The organism is Cupriavidus taiwanensis (genome assembly GCF_900250075.1).
GTDB classification, from domain to species: Bacteria; Pseudomonadota; Gammaproteobacteria; order Burkholderiales; family Burkholderiaceae; genus Cupriavidus; species Cupriavidus taiwanensis_C.
This window is the reverse complement of sequence record NZ_LT977071.1, coordinates 1,757,524-1,777,560: the sequence shown is the minus strand read 5'-3', so window position 1 is coordinate 1,777,560 and position 20,037 is coordinate 1,757,524. Positions and strand designations below refer to the sequence as shown.

The 20,037-nt window shown below is 70.5% G+C and carries 17 protein-coding genes and 1 pseudogene; 9 read left to right on the top strand and 9 right to left on the bottom strand.

The window, feature by feature from the left end; genetic code table 11:
* Positions 1 to 117 precede the first annotated feature (117 nt).
* Positions 118 to 834 (bottom strand): Crp/Fnr family transcriptional regulator, encoded by a 717-nt coding sequence (locus tag CBM2588_RS24345; RefSeq protein WP_231942260.1) that lies wholly within the window; start codon positions 832 to 834, stop codon positions 118 to 120.
* 114 nt (positions 835 to 948) lie between these two features.
* On the opposite strand from CBM2588_RS24345, the gene CBM2588_RS24340 reads away from it, so the two are divergent.
* Both CBM2588_RS24340 and CBM2588_RS24335 read left to right on the top strand, forming a co-directional pair.
* Positions 949 to 1,731, top strand: a complete 783-nt coding sequence (locus CBM2588_RS24340) for a class II aldolase/adducin family protein (protein ID WP_115682872.1) — start codon at positions 949 to 951, stop codon at positions 1,729 to 1,731.
* Between the two features lie 2 nt (positions 1,732 to 1,733).
* Positions 1,734 to 2,663, top strand: a pseudogene (locus CBM2588_RS24335) (2-hydroxyacid dehydrogenase).
* Positions 2,664 to 2,687: 24 nt separating this feature from the next.
* On the opposite strand, the gene CBM2588_RS24330 reads toward CBM2588_RS24335, so the two are convergent.
* The 4 genes from CBM2588_RS24330 to CBM2588_RS24315 all read right to left on the bottom strand — a co-directional run bounded on the left by CBM2588_RS24330 (position 2,688) and on the right by CBM2588_RS24315 (position 8,631).
* Positions 2,688 to 4,706, bottom strand: coding sequence for an alkaline phosphatase D family protein (locus tag CBM2588_RS24330; protein ID WP_115682871.1), 2,019 nt, complete (start codon positions 4,704 to 4,706; stop codon positions 2,688 to 2,690).
* 447 nt (positions 4,707 to 5,153) lie between these two features.
* Positions 5,154 to 6,188, bottom strand: a complete 1,035-nt coding sequence (locus tag CBM2588_RS24325) for a Bug family tripartite tricarboxylate transporter substrate binding protein (RefSeq protein WP_115682870.1) — start codon at positions 6,186 to 6,188, stop codon at positions 5,154 to 5,156.
* 27 nt (positions 6,189 to 6,215) lie between these two features.
* Complete coding sequence (locus CBM2588_RS24320) at positions 6,216 to 7,469, bottom strand: alkyl sulfatase dimerization domain-containing protein (protein WP_115682869.1); 1,254 nt, start codon at positions 7,467 to 7,469, stop codon at positions 6,216 to 6,218.
* A gap of 229 nt (positions 7,470 to 7,698) precedes the next feature.
* Positions 7,699 to 8,631: a LysR family transcriptional regulator gene (locus tag CBM2588_RS24315; protein WP_115683721.1), complete on the bottom strand. Its 933-nt coding sequence runs from the start codon at positions 8,629 to 8,631 to the stop codon at positions 7,699 to 7,701.
* 199 nt (positions 8,632 to 8,830) lie between these two features.
* Between CBM2588_RS24315 and CBM2588_RS24310 the strand changes: the two genes are divergently transcribed.
* The 6 genes from CBM2588_RS24310 to CBM2588_RS24285 all read left to right on the top strand — a co-directional run bounded on the left by CBM2588_RS24310 (position 8,831) and on the right by CBM2588_RS24285 (position 15,361).
* Positions 8,831 to 10,063 carry a CaiB/BaiF CoA transferase family protein gene (locus CBM2588_RS24310; RefSeq protein ID WP_115682868.1) on the top strand — a complete coding sequence of 411 codons (1,233 nt, stop codon included), beginning with the start codon at positions 8,831 to 8,833 and terminating at the stop codon, positions 10,061 to 10,063.
* Positions 10,060 to 10,734 carry an enoyl-CoA hydratase/isomerase family protein gene (locus tag CBM2588_RS24305; protein ID WP_115682867.1) on the top strand — a complete coding sequence of 225 codons (675 nt, stop codon included), beginning with the start codon at positions 10,060 to 10,062 and terminating at the stop codon, positions 10,732 to 10,734. Before CBM2588_RS24310 ends, CBM2588_RS24305 begins: the two co-directional genes overlap by 4 nt.
* Before the next feature lie 11 nt (positions 10,735 to 10,745).
* Positions 10,746 to 11,978, top strand: coding sequence for an acyl-CoA dehydrogenase family protein (locus CBM2588_RS24300; protein ID WP_115682866.1), 1,233 nt, complete (start codon positions 10,746 to 10,748; stop codon positions 11,976 to 11,978).
* A 43-nt stretch (positions 11,979 to 12,021) separates the two neighbouring features.
* Entirely contained in the window at positions 12,022 to 13,167 is a 1,146-nt protein-coding gene (locus tag CBM2588_RS24295) for an acyl-CoA dehydrogenase family protein (RefSeq protein WP_115682865.1), read from the top strand.
* 102 nt (positions 13,168 to 13,269) lie between these two features.
* Positions 13,270 to 14,280 (top strand): Bug family tripartite tricarboxylate transporter substrate binding protein, encoded by a 1,011-nt coding sequence (locus CBM2588_RS24290; protein WP_115682864.1) that lies wholly within the window; start codon positions 13,270 to 13,272, stop codon positions 14,278 to 14,280.
* Between the two features lie 55 nt (positions 14,281 to 14,335).
* Positions 14,336 to 15,361, top strand: coding sequence for a porin (locus CBM2588_RS24285; protein ID WP_115682863.1), 1,026 nt, complete (start codon positions 14,336 to 14,338; stop codon positions 15,359 to 15,361).
* A 123-nt stretch (positions 15,362 to 15,484) separates the two neighbouring features.
* Here the strand turns inward: CBM2588_RS24285 and CBM2588_RS24280 are convergent, their stop codons facing one another.
* The 4 genes from CBM2588_RS24280 to sorA all read right to left on the bottom strand — a co-directional run bounded on the left by CBM2588_RS24280 (position 15,485) and on the right by sorA (position 18,372).
* The gene (locus CBM2588_RS24280) at positions 15,485 to 15,970 is read right to left on the bottom strand and encodes an SRPBCC family protein (protein WP_115682862.1); all 486 of its coding nucleotides are present in this window, start codon (positions 15,968 to 15,970) and stop codon (positions 15,485 to 15,487) included.
* The gene (locus tag CBM2588_RS24275) at positions 15,960 to 16,346 is read right to left on the bottom strand and encodes an ArsR/SmtB family transcription factor (RefSeq protein ID WP_115682861.1); all 387 of its coding nucleotides are present in this window, start codon (positions 16,344 to 16,346) and stop codon (positions 15,960 to 15,962) included. Before CBM2588_RS24275 ends, CBM2588_RS24280 begins: the two co-directional genes overlap by 11 nt.
* 99 nt (positions 16,347 to 16,445) lie before the next feature.
* Positions 16,446 to 17,099, bottom strand: a complete 654-nt coding sequence (gene sorB, locus CBM2588_RS24270; RefSeq protein ID WP_115682860.1) for a SorB family sulfite dehydrogenase c-type cytochrome subunit — start codon at positions 17,097 to 17,099, stop codon at positions 16,446 to 16,448.
* A 10-nt stretch (positions 17,100 to 17,109) separates the two neighbouring features.
* A complete protein-coding gene (sorA, locus tag CBM2588_RS24265) occupies positions 17,110 to 18,372 on the bottom strand; it encodes a SorA family sulfite dehydrogenase catalytic subunit (protein WP_115682859.1) in 1,263 nt (420 codons plus the stop codon).
* A 302-nt stretch (positions 18,373 to 18,674) separates the two neighbouring features.
* On the opposite strand from sorA, the gene CBM2588_RS24260 reads away from it, so the two are divergent.
* The gene (locus tag CBM2588_RS24260) at positions 18,675 to 20,030 is read left to right on the top strand and encodes a uracil-xanthine permease family protein (RefSeq protein ID WP_115682858.1); all 1,356 of its coding nucleotides are present in this window, start codon (positions 18,675 to 18,677) and stop codon (positions 20,028 to 20,030) included.
* Positions 20,031 to 20,037 lie beyond the last annotated feature (7 nt).

Below are 20,037 nucleotides of genomic sequence, written 5' to 3'. Positions count from 1 at the left end.
TGACCACTGTAGCGCCGGGGCACCTGACATTCTGTTTGTTTTTGCAACGGTCGTTAACCAGTCTTGCCATCGCGGCCAAGGCAGGTTATTTGCGCACGCGGGTGGCCGTGCGCGGCGTCATCGCCGGGCAATGCGCTTCAGCGCGGCCGGGTCCAGCAGTTCGATCTGGCGATAGGCGCGGCGGATCAGCCCGGCGTCCTGCCACGCCTGCAGCGTCTTGGCCACGGTCTGGCGCGAGCGGCTGACCATGTCGCCGAGTTCTTCCGCGCTGATGCGCACCACGTGGTCGGTGCGGTCGGCCAGCTCCAGCAGGCGCGCCGCCATGCGCGCGTCGACCGGGGCCTGCGCCGCGCTTTGCGCATGGTCGAAGGCTACCCGCAGGCGCGCGCAGATCTGCTGCACGATCAGCTGCATGCCTTCCGGGTGCGTAGCCAGGATGCGGTGGAAATCGCGTTGGCCCAGCACCAGCAGCTCGGTGTTGCCGACGGCAAAGGCATCATGCGTGCGCGGCTTGCCGTCGAGCAGCGAGATTTCGCCGAACCAGCGCCCGCGCCCGATCACCGAGTACACCGACTCGCGCCCGCCGCTGCTGACCCGGCTCATGCGCACCCGGCCGGACACCACCATGCAGAAATACGTCGGCGGATCGCCGCGCGCGAAGATCATGGCGCCGTCGCCAAAGCGCTGGCGGCGTGCGGCAAGCGCCACGGCGTCCAGCACGCGCGGCGGCGCGTTGCGCAGCCAGCCGCTGGCCAGCACGCTGCGCGGCAGCGCGCGCACCGGTTCATCCGCTTTCAACGCATGCTTTACCCTGGCCTTCACCTGACGTCCCACATCGCCCTCCTTGCCGGAGCCGAGATTGTCTAATACTTAACAGACTTTGGCGCGGGGCGCCGGGACAATGCAGCGGTCCAATGATTCACTCACATGCCCCCTGGGAGGCCGCACATGGCGCAAGTCCAGCTTGTCGAAGCCGCAAACGAATCCGTAAAAGACCGCGTCTCCGACGCCGAATGGCAGATGCGCATCGACCTGGCCGCCGCGTACCGGCTGGTGGCGCACTTCGGCTGGGACGACCTGATCTTCACGCATATCTCGGCGCGCGTGCCGGACGCGCCGGACCAGTTCCTGATCAACCCGTACGGCATGATGTTCGACGAGATCACGGCCTCGAGCCTGGTCAAGGTGGACCACGACGGCGAGCCCGTGCTGGACACGCCGTATGACGTCAACCCGGCCGGCTTCATCATCCACAGCGCCGTGCACGAGGCGCGGCCCGAAGTCGGCTGCGTGATGCACACGCATACCGCGCACGGCGTCGCCGTGTCCGCGCAGCAGGAGGGGCTGCTGCCGATCTCGCAGCAGGCGATGTTCGCGCTGACCGGGCTCGCCTATCACGACTATGAAGGCGTGGCGCTGCGCGAGGACGAAAAGGCGCGGCTGGTGGCCGACCTGGGCCGCTGCAAGCAGATGATCCTGCGCAACCACGGGCTGCTCACCTGCGGGCGCACCGTGGCGGATGCGTTCCTGACCATGTACACGCTGGAGTCGGCGTGCCGCATCCAGATCCTGGCGCAAAGCGGCGGCACGGCGCTGACGCGGGTGCCGCAGGCCGCCAGCGCCAACATGGGACAGCAGGCACGCCAGGCCACCAAGGGCAAGGGTTCCAGCCTGGCCTGGCCGGGCCTGCTGCGCCGCCTCGACCGCATCAACCCCGACTACCGCAACTGACCATGGCCATCCTCGTCCACCTGCCGTCGTTCATGGCGGTTCCCATTACCGCGCTGCTGCGCGAGGCCGCGCCCGACATCACCGTGTGGAACGGCCGCGAGGCCGCCGTCGCGGAACAGGTCGAGGCCATCATCGCGTGGGGCCTGAAGCCCGGCGTGGTGCCGGCCTATCCCAACCTGCGGCTGGTGTGCGCCGCCACCGCCGGCGTCGACAAGCTGCTGGCCGCGCCCGACCTGCCCGCGCATATCCCGGTGACGCGCATCGTCGATCCCGGCCAGCAGGCCGGCATCGCCCGCTTCGTGCTGGCGATGGCACTGCGCCATACCCGCGCGCTGGGCCTGTACGCCGAACAGCAGCGCCGCGGCGAATGGAAGCGCCACGCGGGGCGCGATGCCGCGCAGTGCCGCGTGGGCGTGCTGGGGCTGGGAGAGATCGGCAGCGAGGTGGCGCGCATGTTCGCCGCCATCGGCTAGCCGGTCAGCGGCTGGAGCCGCGCCGCCAAGCACTTGCCCGGCGTGACGGACTTCACCGGCGACGACGGCCTGGACGCCATGCTGGCGCAGAGCGATATCCTGGTCTGCACGCTGCCGCTGACGCCGCGCACCGAGGGGCTGCTCGACCGGCGCACCTTGTCGCGCCTGCCGCGGGGCGCCTACCTGATCAACGTCGGCCGCGGCGAGCATGTGGTCGAGCCCGACCTGGTGGCGCTGATCGATGCAGGGCACCTGGCGGGCGCGGCGCTGGATGTATTCGCCAAGGAACCGCCGGCAGCGGACGACCCGGTCTGGAACCATCCGCGCATCGAGGCCACGCCGCATATCGCGGCCGATCCGTCGTACCCGCTGGTGGCCCGGCAATGCCTGGACAACCTGCGGCGCGCGCGCGAGGGGCGCCCGCTGCTGAACCTGGTGGATCGGCAGGCCGGATACTAGGCTACGGTCACCGGGTCATCGCCACTAGGTTACCGTCACGTCGGCCGTGCCTGCCGCCACTTCCAGCAAGCGCGTGCTGGCGGTGGCCGGCTGTGCCGGCGCCGTGCCGCCGGCGAGCGGCTTCAGGGTGTGGAAGGTGCAGCTCAGTTTCTGCGGCGTCAGCGTGACCAGCGCATAGCCCTCGGCATTGGTGTCGGCATGCCGCAGCCACGGGTTGAAGGCGCGCAGCGTGGCGTCGAAAGTATTGACGAGGGTGCCGCCGACGTTGCTGTAGATCAGCTCTCGCAGCGCGGCAAAGGCCGCGTCGGTATCGACCACGGTGCGGAAGGAACTGAGCAGTGTGTTGCTCGACAGCCCTGCCGTGACCAGGTCGACCATCACCGGCGCCGGCGCGGCGGCATCGTAGTCGTCCATCACCTGTCCGCCAAAGAAGGCGTGGATGTCGCCGCTCAGCGCCACCACGTTGCGGATGCCGTTGGTCTTCAGGAACGCCATCAGGTTCTTGCGCTCGGCGTTGAAGCCGTCCCACTGGTCGGCATTGAGGATAAAGCGTTCGAGCAGCGTAACCGCCGGCAGCCGCGCTTCGATCAGCGGCCTGATGCTGGCGTCGAACGCGGCGCTGTCGATGCCGGCCTGTACCAGCACGTTGCGCAGCGCGGTATAGGCCAGGTTGGCATAGGTGCCGGCGATGCGCGCCGCGCGCAGGTCGTCGGCCAGCGCGTTGGCGATCGCGGTCTCGAGCGAGGCCAGCGCGTTGTTGGCCAGCACCAGCGCGCGCGCGATCAGCCGCGCCACAGCCAGCGGCACGTCGACCTGCATGCGCAGCAGCGACAGCTGGTTGCCCCACAGCTTCCAGGTGGTGGCGTCGGCGCCAATGCGGTCCTGCCACCAGGCGCGCTGGGTGTCGCCCAGCATCGACACCGGCGTCAGCGCGTTGCCGGCGGCCGCGATCTTCTGCGCCTCGGCCGCGGCCAGCGTTGCCGTCGGCACGAAATACAGGCTGCCGATCGAACGGCCGACCGATTGCTCGGGAATGATGTGGTCGGCGCGGTACAGGCGCTCGTCGGTCATCAGCAGCGTGGCGAGGTTGCCAAAGGTGAAGGCGCGGTAGATCTGTATGTTCTGGAACGACGGGTTGTCCTGGTCCAGCGTCACGTCGGCCGGCATGAACTCGAACCAGGCCTGGTTGGCGGCGCGCCGGCGCGCGCTGCGCGGGGTCTGGTCGTCGGTGATGTTGTAGGTCTGGCGGTCCTGCCAGCAGTTGTCCGAGAACTCGTGGTCGTCCCAGATCGCGATCATCGGGAACGCCGCGTGCAGCGCCTGCAGGCGCGGGTCGCTGCGGTAGTTGCGGTACAGGTAGCGGTAGTCGTCCAGCGTGGTGGCGTAGACGCTGCCATCCGGCAGCGCGGTGCCGTTGGGCAGCTGCAGCACGGTGTGGCGGTCCTCGACGTTGCCCGCGCGCGAGCCGCCCGGGACGGCCTCGTAGATGTAGTCGCCGACGTGGACGATAAAGTCCAGGTCCTGCTGCACCAGCTCTTCCATGCCGGCCCAGTGGTTGGCATTCCAGTCCTGGCAGCTGACAAAGGCGAAGCGCAGCTGTTCCAGCGGGGTGCCCGCGGCTGCCGCCGTGCGCGTGCGGCCGGTGGTGCTGGGGCGGTTGCCCAACAGGAAGCGGTAGAAGTAGCGCGTGCCCGGGCTCAGGCCGGTGACCTTGTTGCGGATGGTGTAGTCCCAGTCCGGCAGCGCCATCAGCGGCTGGTTGACCAGCAGCGTCGGCGGCGCGAAATCCTGCTGCGTCGACACCTGCAGCCGCACCACCACCGGGCGCCTGCCGTTGCTGCCTTCCACGCGCGTCCACACGATCACGCTGTCGGGACGCGGGTCGCCCGACGCCACGCCATGCACGAAGTTGAAGTTCTCGGGGTTGCCGGTATCCGGTTCCGGTGCCGGATCGTCATCGCCACCGCCGCAGGCGCTGAGCCCGCCGGTAGCCACGGTGACGGTCAGGAAGCTTCCCCACTTGAGAAACTGGCGGCGGTCCATGGCGCTCCTCCTGTTGTTGCTGTCAGTCCATGCAGCGCGCAGCCGTGCCCGGATGCCGCTTGCGGCACCGGGTCTTCGTGGGGCGTGCTGTTTTTCTGAATCGATACTAGTGGCTGGGTCGGGCGCCCGCTGTCGGTGAGGCTCCGACATCGATATAGGAAGAAGTCGACTGCCCGGAGGCGGCGGCGCCTCACGGCAGCGCCGTGCGCTAGGGGGAAGGGTGAGAGGGCAGGCGGTGGCATACGCAGGCCCGGGACTTCGTCGAGACTCCGGCCCTCTCCCCAACCCTCTCCCGCCAGCGGGAGAGGGAGTACACAAGCGGGAGTTTGGAGGGCTCGGGGAAATTGCGGCGCGGCGGGTTTGCTCCCCTCTCCCGCTTGCGGGAGAGGGGCGGGGGAGAGGGCAGGCGCCTCCCCAGCGTGCCCGTCTTCGCGCTTGCCCCGGGCTTCAGTCGACGCTGATGTTGTTCGCCCGTATCACCTTGCCCCACACCCCCACATCCGCGCGCACCGTCTGCGCGAACTGCTCCGGGGTCTTCGCCGGCGCCATGCCCATGTTCAGCTGCAGGAAGCGCTCGCGCATGGCCGCGTCCGCCAGCAGCCGGTTAACCTCGGCATTGAGCCGCTGCACGATCGCGGCGCTGGTGCCGGCGGGCGCGAACAGCCCGTACCAGCTGTCGGTGTCGAACGGATAGCCCTGCTCGGTCATGGTCGGCACCTCGGGCGTGGCCGGGGCGCGACGCGTGCCGCTGACCGCCAGCGCGCGCAGCTTGCCGGCGCGGAGCAGCGGCAGCGACGACGAGGTATCGACGAAGGCTGCCTTGATCACGCCGCCCTGCAGGTCGGCCAGGATCGGCGCCACGCCCTTGTACGGCACGTGGCGCAGCCTGAGGCCGGTCTGCATGGCGAGCGCCGCCATGGTCAGGTGGCCGCCCGAGCCGATGCCCCATGAGCCGTAGTCGTAGCCGTCCGGGCGCTTGCGCACTTGCTCGACGAATTCCTTCAGCGTGCGCGCCGGGAAGTCCGGCGTCACCACCAGGAAATTGCCGCCTGCGCCGATCTGCGCCACCGGCAGCAGGTCGCGCAGGCCGTCATACGGCAGCTTCGGCTGCAAGGTCTGGTTGATCACCACCGCGGCGGCGTAGGTGAACAGCAGCGTGTAGCCGTCGGGGCTGGCCTTGGCCACGGCATCGTTGCCGATGATGCCGGTCGCGCCGGGCTTGTTGTCGACCACGATGGTCTGGCCCAGCGCCTTGCCCAGCGATGCCGCCAGCGTGCGCGCGAACAGGTCGGTGCCGCCGCCCGGCGGCGCCGGCACCACCAGCCGGAGCGGCCGCGCCGGCCAGCCGTTGCCGGCGTATAGCGGACCCGCCGCGGCGCTCATCCCGAGGGCGGCCAGCCCGCGCAGCAGCGCACGCCGCCGTGGCTCTGGCCGCAGCGTGGCCGCGGCTGCAAGGGGGATGCGTGGCTCGATGTCTTGCATGGTGTCTCCCTGATGCAGAGGGCAGTGCTAGTGCAGGCCGAAGTTGTCCGCCGCTTCGCTCTCCAGCGCGTCGGCGGCCGCGCCGTACAGGCTGCGCGACACATAGCTGCGCACCTGCGTGGCGCGCTGGCGCAGCCACGCCGCCTTGAGCCGGCGCGCCTCGCGCACGCTCGGGGTTTCGTCCGGCGCCAGCGCCAGCACGTCGATCACGTGCAGCGCCAGCTGCGTATCGCCGCGCTCGGCCAGCGCCTGCGCGTGGCGCAGCAGCGCGCCGTGGTCGGCCACGGCGGCGGCGATCTCCGCTGCGGCCTGCTGCGGCGGCGCCGGGTGCAGCGTGGTCGCGTTGCGGTCCCACCAGCCGTTCTCCGAGCGGTAGATGTCGCGCGCGATGTAGCTGGGGTCGCCGTAGGTGGGCCGCATCCAGGGCTGGTCGAACAGCGCCGCGGGCGGCTGCAGCGCGGCCAGCATCTGGCGCTCGTTGCAGCCCGCGTTCATCAGCCGCACCACCTCGGCGCGCAGCCAGCGCAGGGCGCGCGCGGTTTCGCCCAGCACGCGCTGGCATTCGGCCTCGCCCTGCACGGTGGCGCCGAACTCGCGCACAACGGACAGCGGCTGCAGCGCCGCCAGGCGTTCCAGCGTGTCGGCCCAGCGCACGGTGTCGCGCATGGTGCGGAACGGGGTGCCGATGTTGGGTATCGAGTCGATCACCGCCGGCCCGCCGTAGAGCACGCGCCGGCCCGGCAGCCAGACGGCGACGGCGTCGTCGGTTTCGGACGGCGCCCACAGGATTTCGGCGCGGCGCTCGCCGTGGCCCAGCGTCATGCCGTCGGCAAAGGTCTCGGTGGGGGCAACATGGACCAGCTTGCCCGCGAGCGCGCCGGCCGGCTGGCGGAACTGGATCTCGGCCATGCGCTGCTGCATGCGTTGGGTCTCGCGGTAGCGCGCCTGGCGCGCCAGCACGTTGACGTGGGCCAGCACGCGCGGCGCGGGCTCGCCGCGCGCGGCGGCGTGGTCCAGCCATTGCTGCAGGCCGGCGTTGTAGCCCAGGTGGCCGTGGCTGTAGCAGATCGCCAGCACCGGCAGGCTGGTCTGCGTGCGCAGCGCCTCGATCATGCCGCGCGTGACGCGCCCGCCGGGGCCGCTGTCGACCACCAGCAGGCCGCCGCCGATATCGGCAACAAAGCTCTGGCCCTGCCCGTGCAGCAGCCAGACGCCGTCGCCGGCGCTGTCGATCCCCGTGCCCGTGACCAGCGCCGACGGCCGGTCTTCGATGTCTTGCATGCTTGCCTCCCTGCTATCCGGTTGGTGTCCGGTGCCACTGTCAGGCAAGAGGGCACTGCGCAGGGATTGGGGAAAATCCCGCCGCGCCGCGGCGCGGCGGCCGCAACGCCAGCGCCGGCGCGGCCCGGCGGCGGTTAGGGAATTTCAGGTGTAAACCGCTGGTTAGCACCGTGCCGCTGCTGGCAGTTCCCGCGCGCCGCGCGCTGCGCTAACGCGCGCCAGGCGCGACCTAGGCGGGGCGGCGCAGCGGGCTGTCGGGCAGGTGGGTCAGGTAGTGGACTTCGCGCCGCAGCTGCGTGGCAAATTGCGCGGCGACCGGCGTCATCGGCGAATCGGCGCGGTAGATCAGGCTGACCCGGTGGCTGGGCAGCCGGTCTTCGATCGGCAAGGGCACCAGCCCGGCGGCAGCGAGCTGTCCCGGCACCAGCTGGCGCGGCAGCATGCACAGCAGGTGGCGGTCCTGCAGCAGCGACTGGATCATGCCGATGGTGTCGCAGCGCACCGCCACGCGCGGCAGCGGCAGGTCGTGCTCGCGAAAGGCATCGAGGATGGCGGCGCCCGGGCCCTGCATGCGCTGGCCGGTCAGCACCCAGTCCGAACCCACCAGCTCGCGCAGGCGGCGCGCATGCCGCAGCGGATGCTCGCGGTGCGCCACCACCACCGAATCGTTGTTGTAGAGCGGCTCGCAGGTGAACTCGCGCTCGATGCCCTCGTCCGGCACCGGGCTCACCGCCATGTCCATCACGCCCGCGCGCAGGTCGTCCAGGTGCATCGGATAGACCCCGCTGTCGATGCAGACCAGCACGTCCGGATGCTGGGCCCGGAAGCGCGTCAGCACCGCCGGCAGCAGCAGGTGCGCCGGGCCGCCGGTGGCGCCCACGCGCACCACGCCGTTGCGCGCGCCCAGCATCTGGCGCATCTCGTCGCTGGCCTTGCGCGCCTCGGTGGCGATCAGCCGCGCGCGCCGCAGGAAGGCCTCGCCATAGCGCGACAGCACCACGCCACGGGTGGTGCGGGTCAGCAGCGGCACGTGCAGCTCTTCCTCGAGCTGGCGGATGCTCTTGGTAAGTGCCGGCGCCGACACGTCGCGGGCACGGGCGCCGGCGCGGATGCTGCCGTGCTCGGCCACGGCGATGAAGTCCTGGAGTTGGTTCAGACGCATGGAAGGTCCCGTACAGACGATGGCCAGGGCGCCCAGCATAGCGGCAATCCGCGGGGTTCGGGATAACCCGGGGTGCTAACCCGTGGTTTGCACCGCAGCCGTTTTGGCATCTGCCGTGATGCGCGCTGCTAACGCATGATCGCTCCACATCGACGCCAACCGCCGGCCGCGCCGGCAACTTCGAGGGAGTGAGAACCGCATGGCGAGCACGGCAAACCGGCAACACCTGCCGCTGGCAGGCATACGCGTGGCGGAGTTCGGGCAGTTCATCGCGGCGCCGGGCGCGGCCATGATGCTGGCCGACCTGGGCGCCGACGTGGTCAAGGTGGAGGCGCTGCGCGGCGACAGTGCTCGGCGCTTCGACGGCACCAGCCCGCAGAGCCCGATGTTCCTGGCCTACAACCGCGGCAAGCGCGGCATCGCGCTGGACCTGCGCACGCCCGGCGGGCTGGATGCGGCGCGCCGGCTGGCGCTGGCCAGCGACGTGGTGCTGCACAACACCCGCGCCGGCGCGATGGAAGCGCTGGGGCTGGACGCCGCCACGCTGCGCGCCGCGCGTCCCGACCTGATCCACGCCTCGATCAGCGGCTTCGGCACGCGCGGGCCGTCGCGCACACGGCCCGGGCTGGATATCGCCGCGCAGGCGGAGAGCGGCATGATGTCGGTCACCGGCGAGTCCGGCGGGCAGCCGCTCAAGGCCGGCTTCGCGCTGATCGACGCGGCCACCGCGCTGGCGGCCGGCAATGCCATCCTGGCCGCGCTGTTCCGCCGCGAGCGCACCGGCGCCGGCGCGACCATCGAGACTTCGCTGCTGTCGGTGGGGGTGCAGCTGCAGGCCCAGCTGTGGGCCGAATACCAGTGCTCCGGCGCGCTGCCCGTGCGCAGCGGCAACAGCCAGCCCAAGGCCGCGCCGGCCGCCGACGTGATCGCGGTGGCCGACGGCCATATCGTGCTGTCGGCCTATCTCGACGAACACTGGACGCGCTTGTGCGAAGCCATCGGCCAGCCGGCGCTGGCGCACGACCCACGCTTTGCCAGCAATGCCCTGCGGGTGCGGCACCGCGCCGCGCTGCTGGCCATCCTGCACGACGCGCTGCGCCACCTGAGCGGCGATGCCGCGCGCGCGCTGCTGGAGCGGCACCAGGTGGTGGTGGGCGTGGTGCGCGACTACCACCAGGTCAAGGCCAGCCCCGACGTGCGTGCCAGCGGCATCCTGCAGGCGGTCGACGACGGCGAGGGCGGCCGGCTGGAGCTGCCCGGGCTGCCCTTCACCATGGCCGGCCTGCCCGCCGGCGGACTCCCTGCGGTGCCGCGGCTTGGCCAGCATACCGCCGAGGTGCTGGCGGAACTGGGCTACGGCGCCGCCGAGATCGACGCCATGGCCCGTGCCCGCAACATCGGCGTGGAACCCGTGCAGCAGGAGGCAGCATGAACGCGCCGCAGCCTGCCGTCCTGCTGCAGCGCCACGCCGGCTGGGCCGAGCTGGTGTTGAACCGCCCGGCGCGCCGCAACGCCATCGACATGGCGCTGGCGCACGCGCTGGGCGACGCGATCGAGACCCTGGCCGCCGACGACAGCGTGCGCGCGGTGCTGCTGCGCGGCGCCGACGGCGGCTTCTGTTCCGGCCTGGACCTGCAGGCGCTGCAGGCCGAAGCCGGCGGGCTGGCGGCGTTCGCGCCGGTGTGGGAGCGCGTGCACCAGGGCCTGCGGCACAGCCGCAAGGCCTGGGTGGTGGCGCTCGAGCGCCATGCCATCAACGGCGGCGCGGCGCTGGCGCTGGCCGGCGACCTGCTGGTGTGCGGCGCCGGCGCCTTCCTGCAGATCGGCGAGATCCGCCTGGGCATGTCCGCGCCGCGCAATGCCGAGTGGCTGGCGCTGCGCCACACCGAAGCCGTGGCCGCGCGCCTGTGTTTGCTGGGCGACCGCGTGCCCGCGCCGGAGCTGCTGCGCCTGGGCATCGCCACCGAGATGGTCGACGACGCCCAGGTGCTGGACCGCGCGCGCGGGCTGGCCGCCACCATCGGCGGCTTTCCGGCGGATGGCGTGGCCGCGATCAAGGGCGGCATGCGCGCGGCCTCGGTTGCGCGCGACAGGAACGCTTGAAGGCAGACACCATGACCGATTCCCTTATCAACATTGACAACGACGACGAGGCCTCGCTGCAGGCCTTCCGCGACGAGGTGCGCGAGTTCGTCGCGCGGGCGCTGCCTCATGCCGTGCGCGAGAAAGTCCGCCTCGGGCTGGAGCTCAGCAAGCCGGAGCTGGTCGACTGGCAGCAGCGGCTGGCCGGGCGCGGCTGGCTGGTGCCGCACTGGCCGGCGGCCTGGCAGGGCTGCGACTGGAGCGCCGAGCGCCGCGCCGTGTTCCAGGAGGAACTGGTGCTGGCGCACGCGCCCGAGAGCGGCGGCATCAGCCTCGAGATGATCGGGCCGATCCTGATCCGCTATGGCACGCCGGCGCAGCAGCAGTATTTCCTGCCGCGCATCCTGAACCTGGAGCACTGGTGGTGCCAGGGCTATTCCGAGCCCAACGCCGGCTCCGACCTGGCCGCGCTGAAGACGCGCGCGGTGCGCAGGACCCGGGCCGACGGCAGCGAGGTCTACGTGGTCAGCGGCAGCAAGATCTGGACCTCGTACGCGCAGTACGCCGACTGGATCTTCTGCCTGGTGCGCACCGACACCGCGGCGCGTGCGCAGCAGGGCATCAGCTTCCTGCTGATCGACATGCGCAGCCCCGGCGTGAGCGTGCGGCCGCTGGTCGGCATCCACGGCTGGCACCTGTTCAACCAGGTGTTCTTCGACGAGGTGGAAGTGCCGGTGGCAAACCGCGTCGGCGACGAGAACGCCGGCTGGGCCATCGCCAAGTCGCTGCTCGAGCACGAGCGGCTGAACCTGGCGCGCGTGGCCGAGAACCGCCGCCGTCTGGCCAAGGTGCGCGCCATCGGCGCGGAGCTGGAAGAGGGCGGCCAGCCGCTGCTGCAGCGGCCGTGGTTCGCGCGCCGGCTGCGCGCGCTGGAGGTACGGCTGGAGGCGCTGGCGGCCACCGTGCTGCGCTTTCGCCGGCAGGCGCGCGCGGGCCAGGCGCTGGGGCCCGAGACCGGCATGCTCAAGCTGCTGGGCAGCCGGCTGATCCAGGACATCGAGAACCTGGCGGTCGACGCGCTGGGCCCGGACACGCTGGCCTACGACCGCGCCGCGCATTTCGAGCCGGCGGCGCCGGAACCGGGGCGCTCCGCCTACGCCGCCGCGGCGTCGGCGCGCCGCTTCGTCACGCGCGGCTACACCATCGCCGGCGGCTCCAGCGAGATCCAGCACGAGCTGCTGGCCAAGCAGGTGCTGGGCCTGTAGCGCGGCCAAGATGGCTGCAACCTCTGCATAAGGACACGAACAGATGAGCGATGCAACGGACGATCGCCGCATGCTGCGCGACAGCGTGCGGCGCTATGTCGAACGCGGCTACGGCTTCGAGCAGCGCCGCGCCGCGCTGGCCGAGCCAGACGGGTTCTCGCGTACGCACTGGCGGGCGTTTGCCGAGATGGGCTGGCTGGCGCTGGGTTTGCCGGAAGCCTGCGGCGGCCTGGGCGACGCCGCCGACCAGGCGCTGCTGGCGGAAGAACTGGGCCGCGCCCAGCCCGCCGAGCCGTGGCTGGCCAATGCCGCGCTGTGCGCGCCGCTGCTGGCCGCTTGCGGCGATCCCGCCCATGCGGCCGCCGCGGCGGCGATGGCCGAAGGCGGCGCCATGCTGGCGCTGGCCGCCTGGGAAACGCAGGGGCGCTATGACGCGTTCGATATCAGCACCACCGCGCACGCCCACGCCCCGGGGCAATGGAGCCTGGACGGCCGCAAGACGCTGGTCCTGGGCGGCGGCAGCGCCGGCCTGCTGCTGGTGCTGGCGCGCACCGGCGGCCAGCGCCGCGAGCGCCATGGCCTGACCCTGTTCGCGGTGCCGGCCGATACGCGCGGCGTGAGCGTCGAGGCGCTGCCGACCTACGACGGCCGCCAGACCGCCAGCGTGACGCTGCGCCGCGCGGTGGTGCCGGACAGCGCGCGCATCGGCGCGCGCGACGGCGCCTGGCCGCTGGTGGAGGCCGCCATCGACCGCGCCACCGTGATGGCCTGCGCCGAGGCCGTCGGCACCATGTCGCGCGCCTTCGACCTGACCCGCGACTACCTGGCGGCGCGCGAGCAGTTCGGCCGGCCGCTGACCGCCAGCCAGGTGATCCGGCACCGGCTGGTGGACCTCTATGTCAGCGTCGAGCAGGCGCGTGCCATCACCGAAGCCGCGGCCGAGGCGCTGCAGCGCGATCCGGTCGCGCGCATGCGCGCGGTCTCCCACGCCAAGGCCTTTGTCTCGGATGCCGGGCGCGCGCTGGGCGAGGACGCGGTGCAGCTGCACGGTGCCGTCGGCATGACCGACGAGGTCGAAGTCGGCCACTGCTACAAGCGACTGGCAGCGCATGCCAACCTGTTCGGCGATGCCGACTGGCACTACGAGCGGCTGGCGGCACTCGATCACGCGGCGCAGGCGCAGGCCTGAGCCGGTTCAGCGCGGGCGCCCTGAAAATCCGGCGCGCCCGCTGACGACACGCCGGCAACGTACCGGCATGCGCGGCCAATGCGCCGCAACGGAGACAGCAATATGAGCAGCCAGCACAATGGCGCCCTCGCCCACCGGGCGCGCGCCACGCGCACGGCCCTGGCCGCGGCGCTGATCCTGGCGGGCGCCGCCAGCGCGCACGCCGAGGCACCTTACCCCAGCAGGCCGATCCGCATGGTGCTGCCATCGGGCGCGGGCACCGTGACCGACCAGACCGCGCGGCTGGTGGCCGAGCGCCTGACCGCGGGGCTGAAGCAGCCGGTGGTGGTCGACAACCGTCCCGGCGCCAACGGCATCATCGCCAACGAGACCGTGGCGCGCGCCGCCCCCGACGGCTACACGCTGCTGTTCACCTATGCCGCGACCATGACGGTGAACCCGTGGACCACGCCGTCGCTGCCGTACGACCCGCTCAAGGACTTCACGCCGATCGCGCGGCCCAGCCAGCCCGGCGGCAACCTGCTGGCGGTCAGCGCCGAAGTGCCGGTGCACAACCTGCGGGAACTGATCGCCTATGCCAAGGGCAGCAAGACGGAGCTGGCCTATTGCTCGTGGGGCGTCGGCTCCGGCGGCCATCTGGCAATGGAATACCTGAAGGCGAAGGTCGGCATCCATCTGCGCCACATTCCGTACAAGACCGCCACCCAGTGCAGCAACGACCTGGCCGCGGGCCACGTCACCATCGGCATTACCGATGCCATCTCCGCGGTGCCGCACCTGAAGTCCGGCCGCATCCGCGGCATCGCGGTGTCCGGCCCGGAGCGCCTGCTGACCGCGCCCGACGTGCCGACCATGTCGCAGCAGGGCGTGCCGTTCCAGCAGGCCAGCTGGGTCGCGATCTTCGGGCCCAGGGGTGTGCCCGCGCCCATCGTCGAGCGGCTCAACGCCGAGGTCAACCGCATCCTGCAGACCCCGGCCGACCGCGCCAGGTTTGCCGCGCTGAACCTGCAGCCGGCCGCGCCGTCGAGTCCCGCGGACCTGGGCAAGCTGGTCAGCGCCGACCTGGCTGCATGGGGCGAGGTGGTGAAGGTCGCGGGGCTGCAGGCGAAGTAGGGCAAACACACCACAACGAGAACGGGAGACCGGGAGCGTGAAGGCAACACAGTGGATGGCGATGGGCGTGGCCCTGGCCGCGGGCAATGCCGCGGCCGGCACCATGCAGTTGTTCGGCGTGGTCGACGCATCGATCGAATACGCCAGGGGCTCGGACAGCGTGGTGCGCATGCGCGAAGGCCAGCAGGCCGCGTCGCGCTGGGGCATCCGCGGCATCGAAGACCTCGGCGGCGGGCTCAAGGCCAACTTCCTGGTCGAGTCGGGCTTCAATATCGACACCGGCACCGAGTTCTTCGGCAACAACCGGCTGTTCGGGCGGCAGGCCTACCTGGGCCTGTCAGGCGGCTGGGGCGAGCTCCGGCTGGGGCGGCAGTACACGCCGTCGTTCTATGCGCTGCTGCGGCTGGACCCGTTCCTGCTGAATGGCGCGGTGTCGCCGTTCAACCTGCTGAGCGCGACCGCATCGCAAGGCACCGGACATGTGGCCTACGGCGCGCGCTTCGACAACGCCGTGCAGTACTTCTCGCCCAAGTGGGGCGGCTTCGCCTTCGGCGCGGCGGTGGCGCCGGGCGAGGTGCCGGGGTCGGCGCGCTCCGGGCTTAACTTCGGCATGAACGCGACCTGGGAGGCGGGCAACGCCTATGCGTTCTACAGCTACCAGGGGATGTATTCGGGCGCCAATGTGCCGGTGGAGCCGACGCTGACGTCGAACCATTTCGTCGGCGGCTCGTACCGCTTCAAGCCGGTGGAGATCGGGCTGCTGTTCAGCGCGGCCAGCAGCGACCGGCCCGAGACCCGCTCGGCGCGCCATTACGGCGTGACCTTCAGCTGGGCCGTGACCCCGCGCGACACCTTCAAGGCCGCCGCGCTCAAGCGCCAGATCCTCGGCGGCGGCCAGCGGCCGCTGGCAGTCACGCTGGGCTGGGACCACGACCTGAGCAAGCGCACCACGGCCTACGTGCGCGCGGTGCTGGTGCACAACAGCGCCGGCGGCAGCGTCAGCAACAACAGCATCGTGATCGATCCGGGCAGCGGGGATGATGCGAAGTCGGTGAGCGTGGGGTTGCGGCACCGGTTTTGAAGGGAGATCGCATAGCAACCGGGAGAGTTAGCGAAAGGCGCCACCGCTCGCATAGGCTCCCCTCTCCCGCAAGCGGGAGAGGGGAGAAAACCCGCAGCGTGCAAGCGGCCCGAGCAATGCCGGTCACTTCAACTGCTGCGCAAACTCCTCCAGCTGCGTAATGCATATCCCCCAGCCCTCATAAAACCCCATCTCCTCATGCTGCTTGCGCGTGGCCTCGTCGGGATGCATCACGCGGGCGATGTAGCGGGTGCCGTCGCCCTCGTCGGCCATGGTGATGACCGCGGTCATCGACAGCCACGGCGTGCCGGGCCGGTACCCCGCGACCAGCGCCGAGGTGGAGACGATCTTCTCCATCGGCACGATCTCGAGAAAGCAGCCGGGGTTGTCGCTGGTGCCGCCATCGGGGCCTTGCATGAAGGTATGGAAGGCGCCGCCGGGACGCATGTCGAAGGCGCGGACCTCGGTGGTCCAGGGCCTGGGGCACCACCATTGCTTGAGCAGCTGCGGATCGCTCCAGGCGCGCCAGACCTTGGCGCGCGGGGCCTTGAGCAGGCGCGAGATGACCAGGTCGTGGCCTTCCGGGCCGGCGGCGTTTTCATTCGTCATGGGACTGTTCCTCTTGATCAGGTGCTTCGACAAAGGCCGCCAGGCGGTCGGTACGGGCCTCCCACAGGGCGCGCTGGTCGGCCAGCCATTGCTGCGCGTCGGACAGCGGTTGCGGCACCAGCTCGCAGGTGCGCACGCGCCCCGTCTTGCGCGAGCGGATCAGGCCGCTGCGCTCCAGCACCCGCAGGTGCTTCATGAACGAGGGCAACGCCATCGCGAACGGCGCCGCCAGCGCCGAAACCGTTTCCGGCCCGCGCCCGAGCGTGCTGACGATGGCGCGGCGGGTCGGGTCCGCCAGCGCGTAGAACACGCCGGACAGCGGGGCAGGATCGACAGCCTCGGACACGTCTGCAAACTCGGCACAATGGTTAGCCATGCGGCTAAGTATAAGAAGCCGGCCGGAACTTGCAAGGCCGAAATGCAAGACGCCCCGGACCAGCCGGGGCGTCTTGCCGTCAGGGCAGTGCGGTCGAGCCTATTGCTGGCGGACATAGGCCGCCAGGGCCTTCACTTCCTCGGGCTTCAGGCCGGCGAACGGCGGCATCGGCACCGCCCCCCACTTGCCGCTGCTGCCGCCGCGGATGCTGGCTTCCAGCCTGGCCTGGGCCTGCGGGTCGCCCTTGTAGCGCACCGCAACCTCGTGATAGGCCGGGCCGACGATCTTCTGCGTGGCGCTGTGGCAGCTCAGGCAGGCGTTCTTCGACAGCAGCCCCTGCACGTCGACGCTGGCCGCTGCCGCAGGCGCGGGCGCCTCGGCAGCCGGCTTGAGCGCCTTCTGCGCGATCGCCACGATCTCGGGATCCTTCGCCTTGGCAGAGCCATAGGCCACCGCCAGGTAGGCGCCCAGCTGCTCGACCTCGGCATCGTCGATCGGTGCGCCGTAGGCCTGCTGCATCTTCTTCATCTCGGCGGTCCACTGCGCCAGCGTCAGCCCGGGCGGCTGGTACGAGACGTAGTCGGCCGAATGGCAGATCGCGCATTTCTGCATGGCGATGCCGTAGCCAGGAAGACTGGCCGGCTTGAGCTTGACGTTCTCCGCCGGCAACTTGATGTCTTTTGGCGCGGCGCCGGCATGGCCGGCACCGAGCAGGGCGAGCGCCAGCAGCGCGGGGGCGATGGTTGCTTTCATGGCGCGTTCCTCAGGCGATGGTGACCGGCGTGGCTTCGATGACATTGCGGCGATAGCCGGCGGGGTTCCAGTTGGCTTTTGCCGGCTGGGTCTCGCCGTTGTTGCTGGTGGCGCGCACCATCAGCACCGCCGGGCCCTTGCGCGCGAACTTTACCGGCAAGTGCCAGGCGCGGAACGAGAACCGGCCCAGGTCTTCGCCCAGCTTCGCGGCCTGCCAGTTCTGCCCGCCGTCGACCGACACCTCGACCGTGCGGATGCCGGAGCCGCCGTCGAAGGCAATGCCCTTCAGTTCGACGGCGCGGCCGGCCGGCAACCTGCCGCCGCTCTCGACGCTGGTGATAAAGCTGCGCACGGCCAGCGTCGAGATCGGCCGCGTCTTGGCCGCCGGCGTGCCCGGGGCCACGCACTGGCAATCGTTGTCCGGCACGCGGTAGCCCTTGGTCATGAAGAACGCATCATGGCCCTCGAACGGGTGGTCGAGCACCTCGATCTCGTGCAGGTGCTTGATCCAGTAGGTGCCGAAGTAGCCCGGCACCACCAGCTTGAGCGGGTAGCCGTTGAGCAGCGGCAGGTCTTCGCCATTCATGCCCCACGCCAGCAGCGGCTCGCCGTTCATCGCGTGGGCGATATCGAGCGACTTGCGGAAGTCCGGCGTGCCCGGCAGGACGGGCGTATCCATGCCATTGAAGGTGACCACCCTGGCCCCGGCCTTGACGCCCGCATGCTCGAGCACCTTGCGCAGCGGCACGCCGGTCCAGCGCGCATTGCCCATCGCGCCGTTGGCCAGCTGCGCGCCGAACACGCGCGGCTCGGAAAAGCCGCGGCTATTGCCCGAGCACTGGTTGACCGCGACCACGTGCACCGGTTCGGCCAGCCGCTTCAGTTCATCGAGCGACAGCTGCAGCGGCTTGCCGACGTGGCCGCCAACGCTGAGGCGGTAGGTGGCCAGGTCCACCGACAGCGGCAGGTTGGCCAGGTGGTAGCGCACGAAGAAGGCGTCGTTGGCGGTGATCGGCCCCTCGTTGAAGGCGGAGAAGGGCGTCTCCAGGTGCGGCGGCCGGGTGCTCACGCGAACCAGCGGGCGCTTGCCCGGATAGCGCACCAGCGGGCGCGGGCCGTCGGCCAGTGTGACGCCGTCGGTCGCGCGCGCGGCCAGCGCGCCCAGCGGCGATGCACCCAGCGCCATCAGGCCGGCGCCCTGCACCAAACGGCGCCGCCTGGATAGCGGCCGGTCGTGGTCGGCAGATTGCGCCGGACGGTTCTTGTCTCGCATGGGGCGTCTCCTTCGGGGGCTGTTGTGGCGCGCAAGGCGCTGTGGCGGGTACTTTGACGCCACGCCATCAACTTGTGAAACGGGTTTTGCTGCTAGCCGTTATCGATTTATTCGATATAGGGGAAGACCACGGCTGCCTCGCCGACAAAACCGCTTGCATCGCAAATTGGGTTTCCCTACACTTACCAAAACGTTTTTGTTAGCGGAAATCGATAATATCTGCGGCGAATTGCGCACAGACGCAGCCAGGGGCCGAAGCGCCACCGGCACAACGCCCGACACACCAAACGAGGAGCAAAGCAATGTCCCACCCCGCCCCCGCGCCGGTGGATGAACGGCTGCCATGGCGGCGCCTGTTTGTCTTCGGCCTTCAGCACGTACTGGTCATGGCCGCGTCGCCGATAGCGTCGGTCTTCCTGATGAGCAAGGCGCTCAACTTCCCGCCCGCGCTGGCGGTGCAGCTGCTCAGCGCCACCTTTGTGATCTGCGGCCTGGGCACGCTGCTGCAGTCGCTGGGCAAGCGCGGCATCGGCGCGCGCCTGCCGTTCGTGATGCTGCCCGGCGGCGCGCCGATCGTGCTGTTCATCCTGATCGCGCAGCAGACCGACGTGCAGACCGCCGCCGGCGCGGTGATCCTGACCGGCGTCTTCTACTTCCTGGTGCTGCCGGTGTTCCGGCGCTGCCTGCGCTACTTCCCGCCGGTGGTGGTGGGCACCATGCTGCTGCTGGTGGCGATCAACCTGGCGCAGGTCTCGGGCAAGCTGGTCGCCGGCCATCCGGCCGCGGGCAGCGCGGTGGATCCCCTCAACCTGCTGCTGGCCTTTGCCACCATCGCCTGCACCGTGGCGGCGTCGCGCTGGCTGAGCGGCATGCTGGCGCAGCTTGCGATCCTGCTCGGCCTGCTGGGCGGTGCGCTGGTGGCTGGGCTGGCCGGCGCGTTCCACCTTGGCCAGGTGTCGATGTCGCCGGTGCTGGCGTTGCCGACGCCGTTGCCGTTCGGCTGGCCCACCTTCGACGTGGTGGCCGCGATCCCGCTGATGGTGTTCGCCGTGATCTCGATGGTCGAGGCCACCGGCCAGACCCTGGCGATCAGCGATGCCGTGGGCCGGCCGGTGGACCAGCAGCGCGACGTGCCGCGCACCATCCGCGCCGACGCGCTGACCTCGCTGCTGGGCGGGATGTTCGGCACCTCGCTGATCATCACCAGCGGCGAGAACATCGGCATCGTGCGGGCCACCGGCGTGCGCTCGCGCTTTGTCACGGCGATGTCGGGCGCGATCCTGGTGGCGTTCGGGCTGCTGGTGCCGGTGTCGGCGCTGATCAGCGCGATTCCCGAAGCCGTGGTCGGCGGCACCGGGCTGGTGGTGTTCTGCATCGTCGGCACCATGGGCATCGACATGCTGCGCAAGGTGGATCTGCGCGACCACGCCAACATGTACGTGGTGGCGGTGGCGCTGGCCGTGGGCTTGCTGCCGATCCTGGTGCCGGGCATCTATGGCGGCCTGCCGGCCAACCTGCGCATCCTGGTGGGCAATGGCGTGGCGATGGGCGCCATCACCGCGGCGCTGCTCAACTTCCTGTTTTTCCATACGGGTCTGCGGACCGCGACGGCTGATACGGGCGCAATCGCTCGCGACGATGCCGCCGCCACGCACTGACCCCGCC

Coding starts and splice junctions, on each gene's coding strand:
- CBM2588_RS24340 (WP_115682872.1), top strand. CDS start 949: ATGGCGCAAGTCCAGCTTGTCGAAGCCGCAAACGAATCCGTAAAAGAC.
- CBM2588_RS24330 (WP_115682871.1), bottom strand. CDS start 4,706: ATGGACCGCCGCCAGTTTCTCAAGTGGGGAAGCTTCCTGACCGTCACC.
- CBM2588_RS24325 (WP_115682870.1), bottom strand. CDS start 6,188: ATGCAAGACATCGAGCCACGCATCCCCCTTGCAGCCGCGGCCACGCTG.
- CBM2588_RS24320 (WP_115682869.1), bottom strand. CDS start 7,469: ATGCAAGACATCGAAGACCGGCCGTCGGCGCTGGTCACGGGCACGGGG.
- CBM2588_RS24315 (WP_115683721.1), bottom strand. CDS start 8,631: ATGCGTCTGAACCAACTCCAGGACTTCATCGCCGTGGCCGAGCACGGC.
- CBM2588_RS24310 (WP_115682868.1), top strand. CDS start 8,831: ATGGCGAGCACGGCAAACCGGCAACACCTGCCGCTGGCAGGCATACGC.
- CBM2588_RS24305 (WP_115682867.1), top strand. CDS start 10,060: ATGAACGCGCCGCAGCCTGCCGTCCTGCTGCAGCGCCACGCCGGCTGG.
- CBM2588_RS24300 (WP_115682866.1), top strand. CDS start 10,746: ATGACCGATTCCCTTATCAACATTGACAACGACGACGAGGCCTCGCTG.
- CBM2588_RS24295 (WP_115682865.1), top strand. CDS start 12,022: ATGAGCGATGCAACGGACGATCGCCGCATGCTGCGCGACAGCGTGCGG.
- CBM2588_RS24290 (WP_115682864.1), top strand. CDS start 13,270: ATGAGCAGCCAGCACAATGGCGCCCTCGCCCACCGGGCGCGCGCCACG.
- CBM2588_RS24285 (WP_115682863.1), top strand. CDS start 14,336: ATGGCGATGGGCGTGGCCCTGGCCGCGGGCAATGCCGCGGCCGGCACC.
- CBM2588_RS24280 (WP_115682862.1), bottom strand. CDS start 15,970: ATGACGAATGAAAACGCCGCCGGCCCGGAAGGCCACGACCTGGTCATC.
- CBM2588_RS24275 (WP_115682861.1), bottom strand. CDS start 16,346: ATGGCTAACCATTGTGCCGAGTTTGCAGACGTGTCCGAGGCTGTCGAT.
- sorB (WP_115682860.1), bottom strand. CDS start 17,099: ATGAAAGCAACCATCGCCCCCGCGCTGCTGGCGCTCGCCCTGCTCGGT.
- sorA (WP_115682859.1), bottom strand. CDS start 18,372: ATGCGAGACAAGAACCGTCCGGCGCAATCTGCCGACCACGACCGGCCG.
- CBM2588_RS24260 (WP_115682858.1), top strand. CDS start 18,675: ATGTCCCACCCCGCCCCCGCGCCGGTGGATGAACGGCTGCCATGGCGG.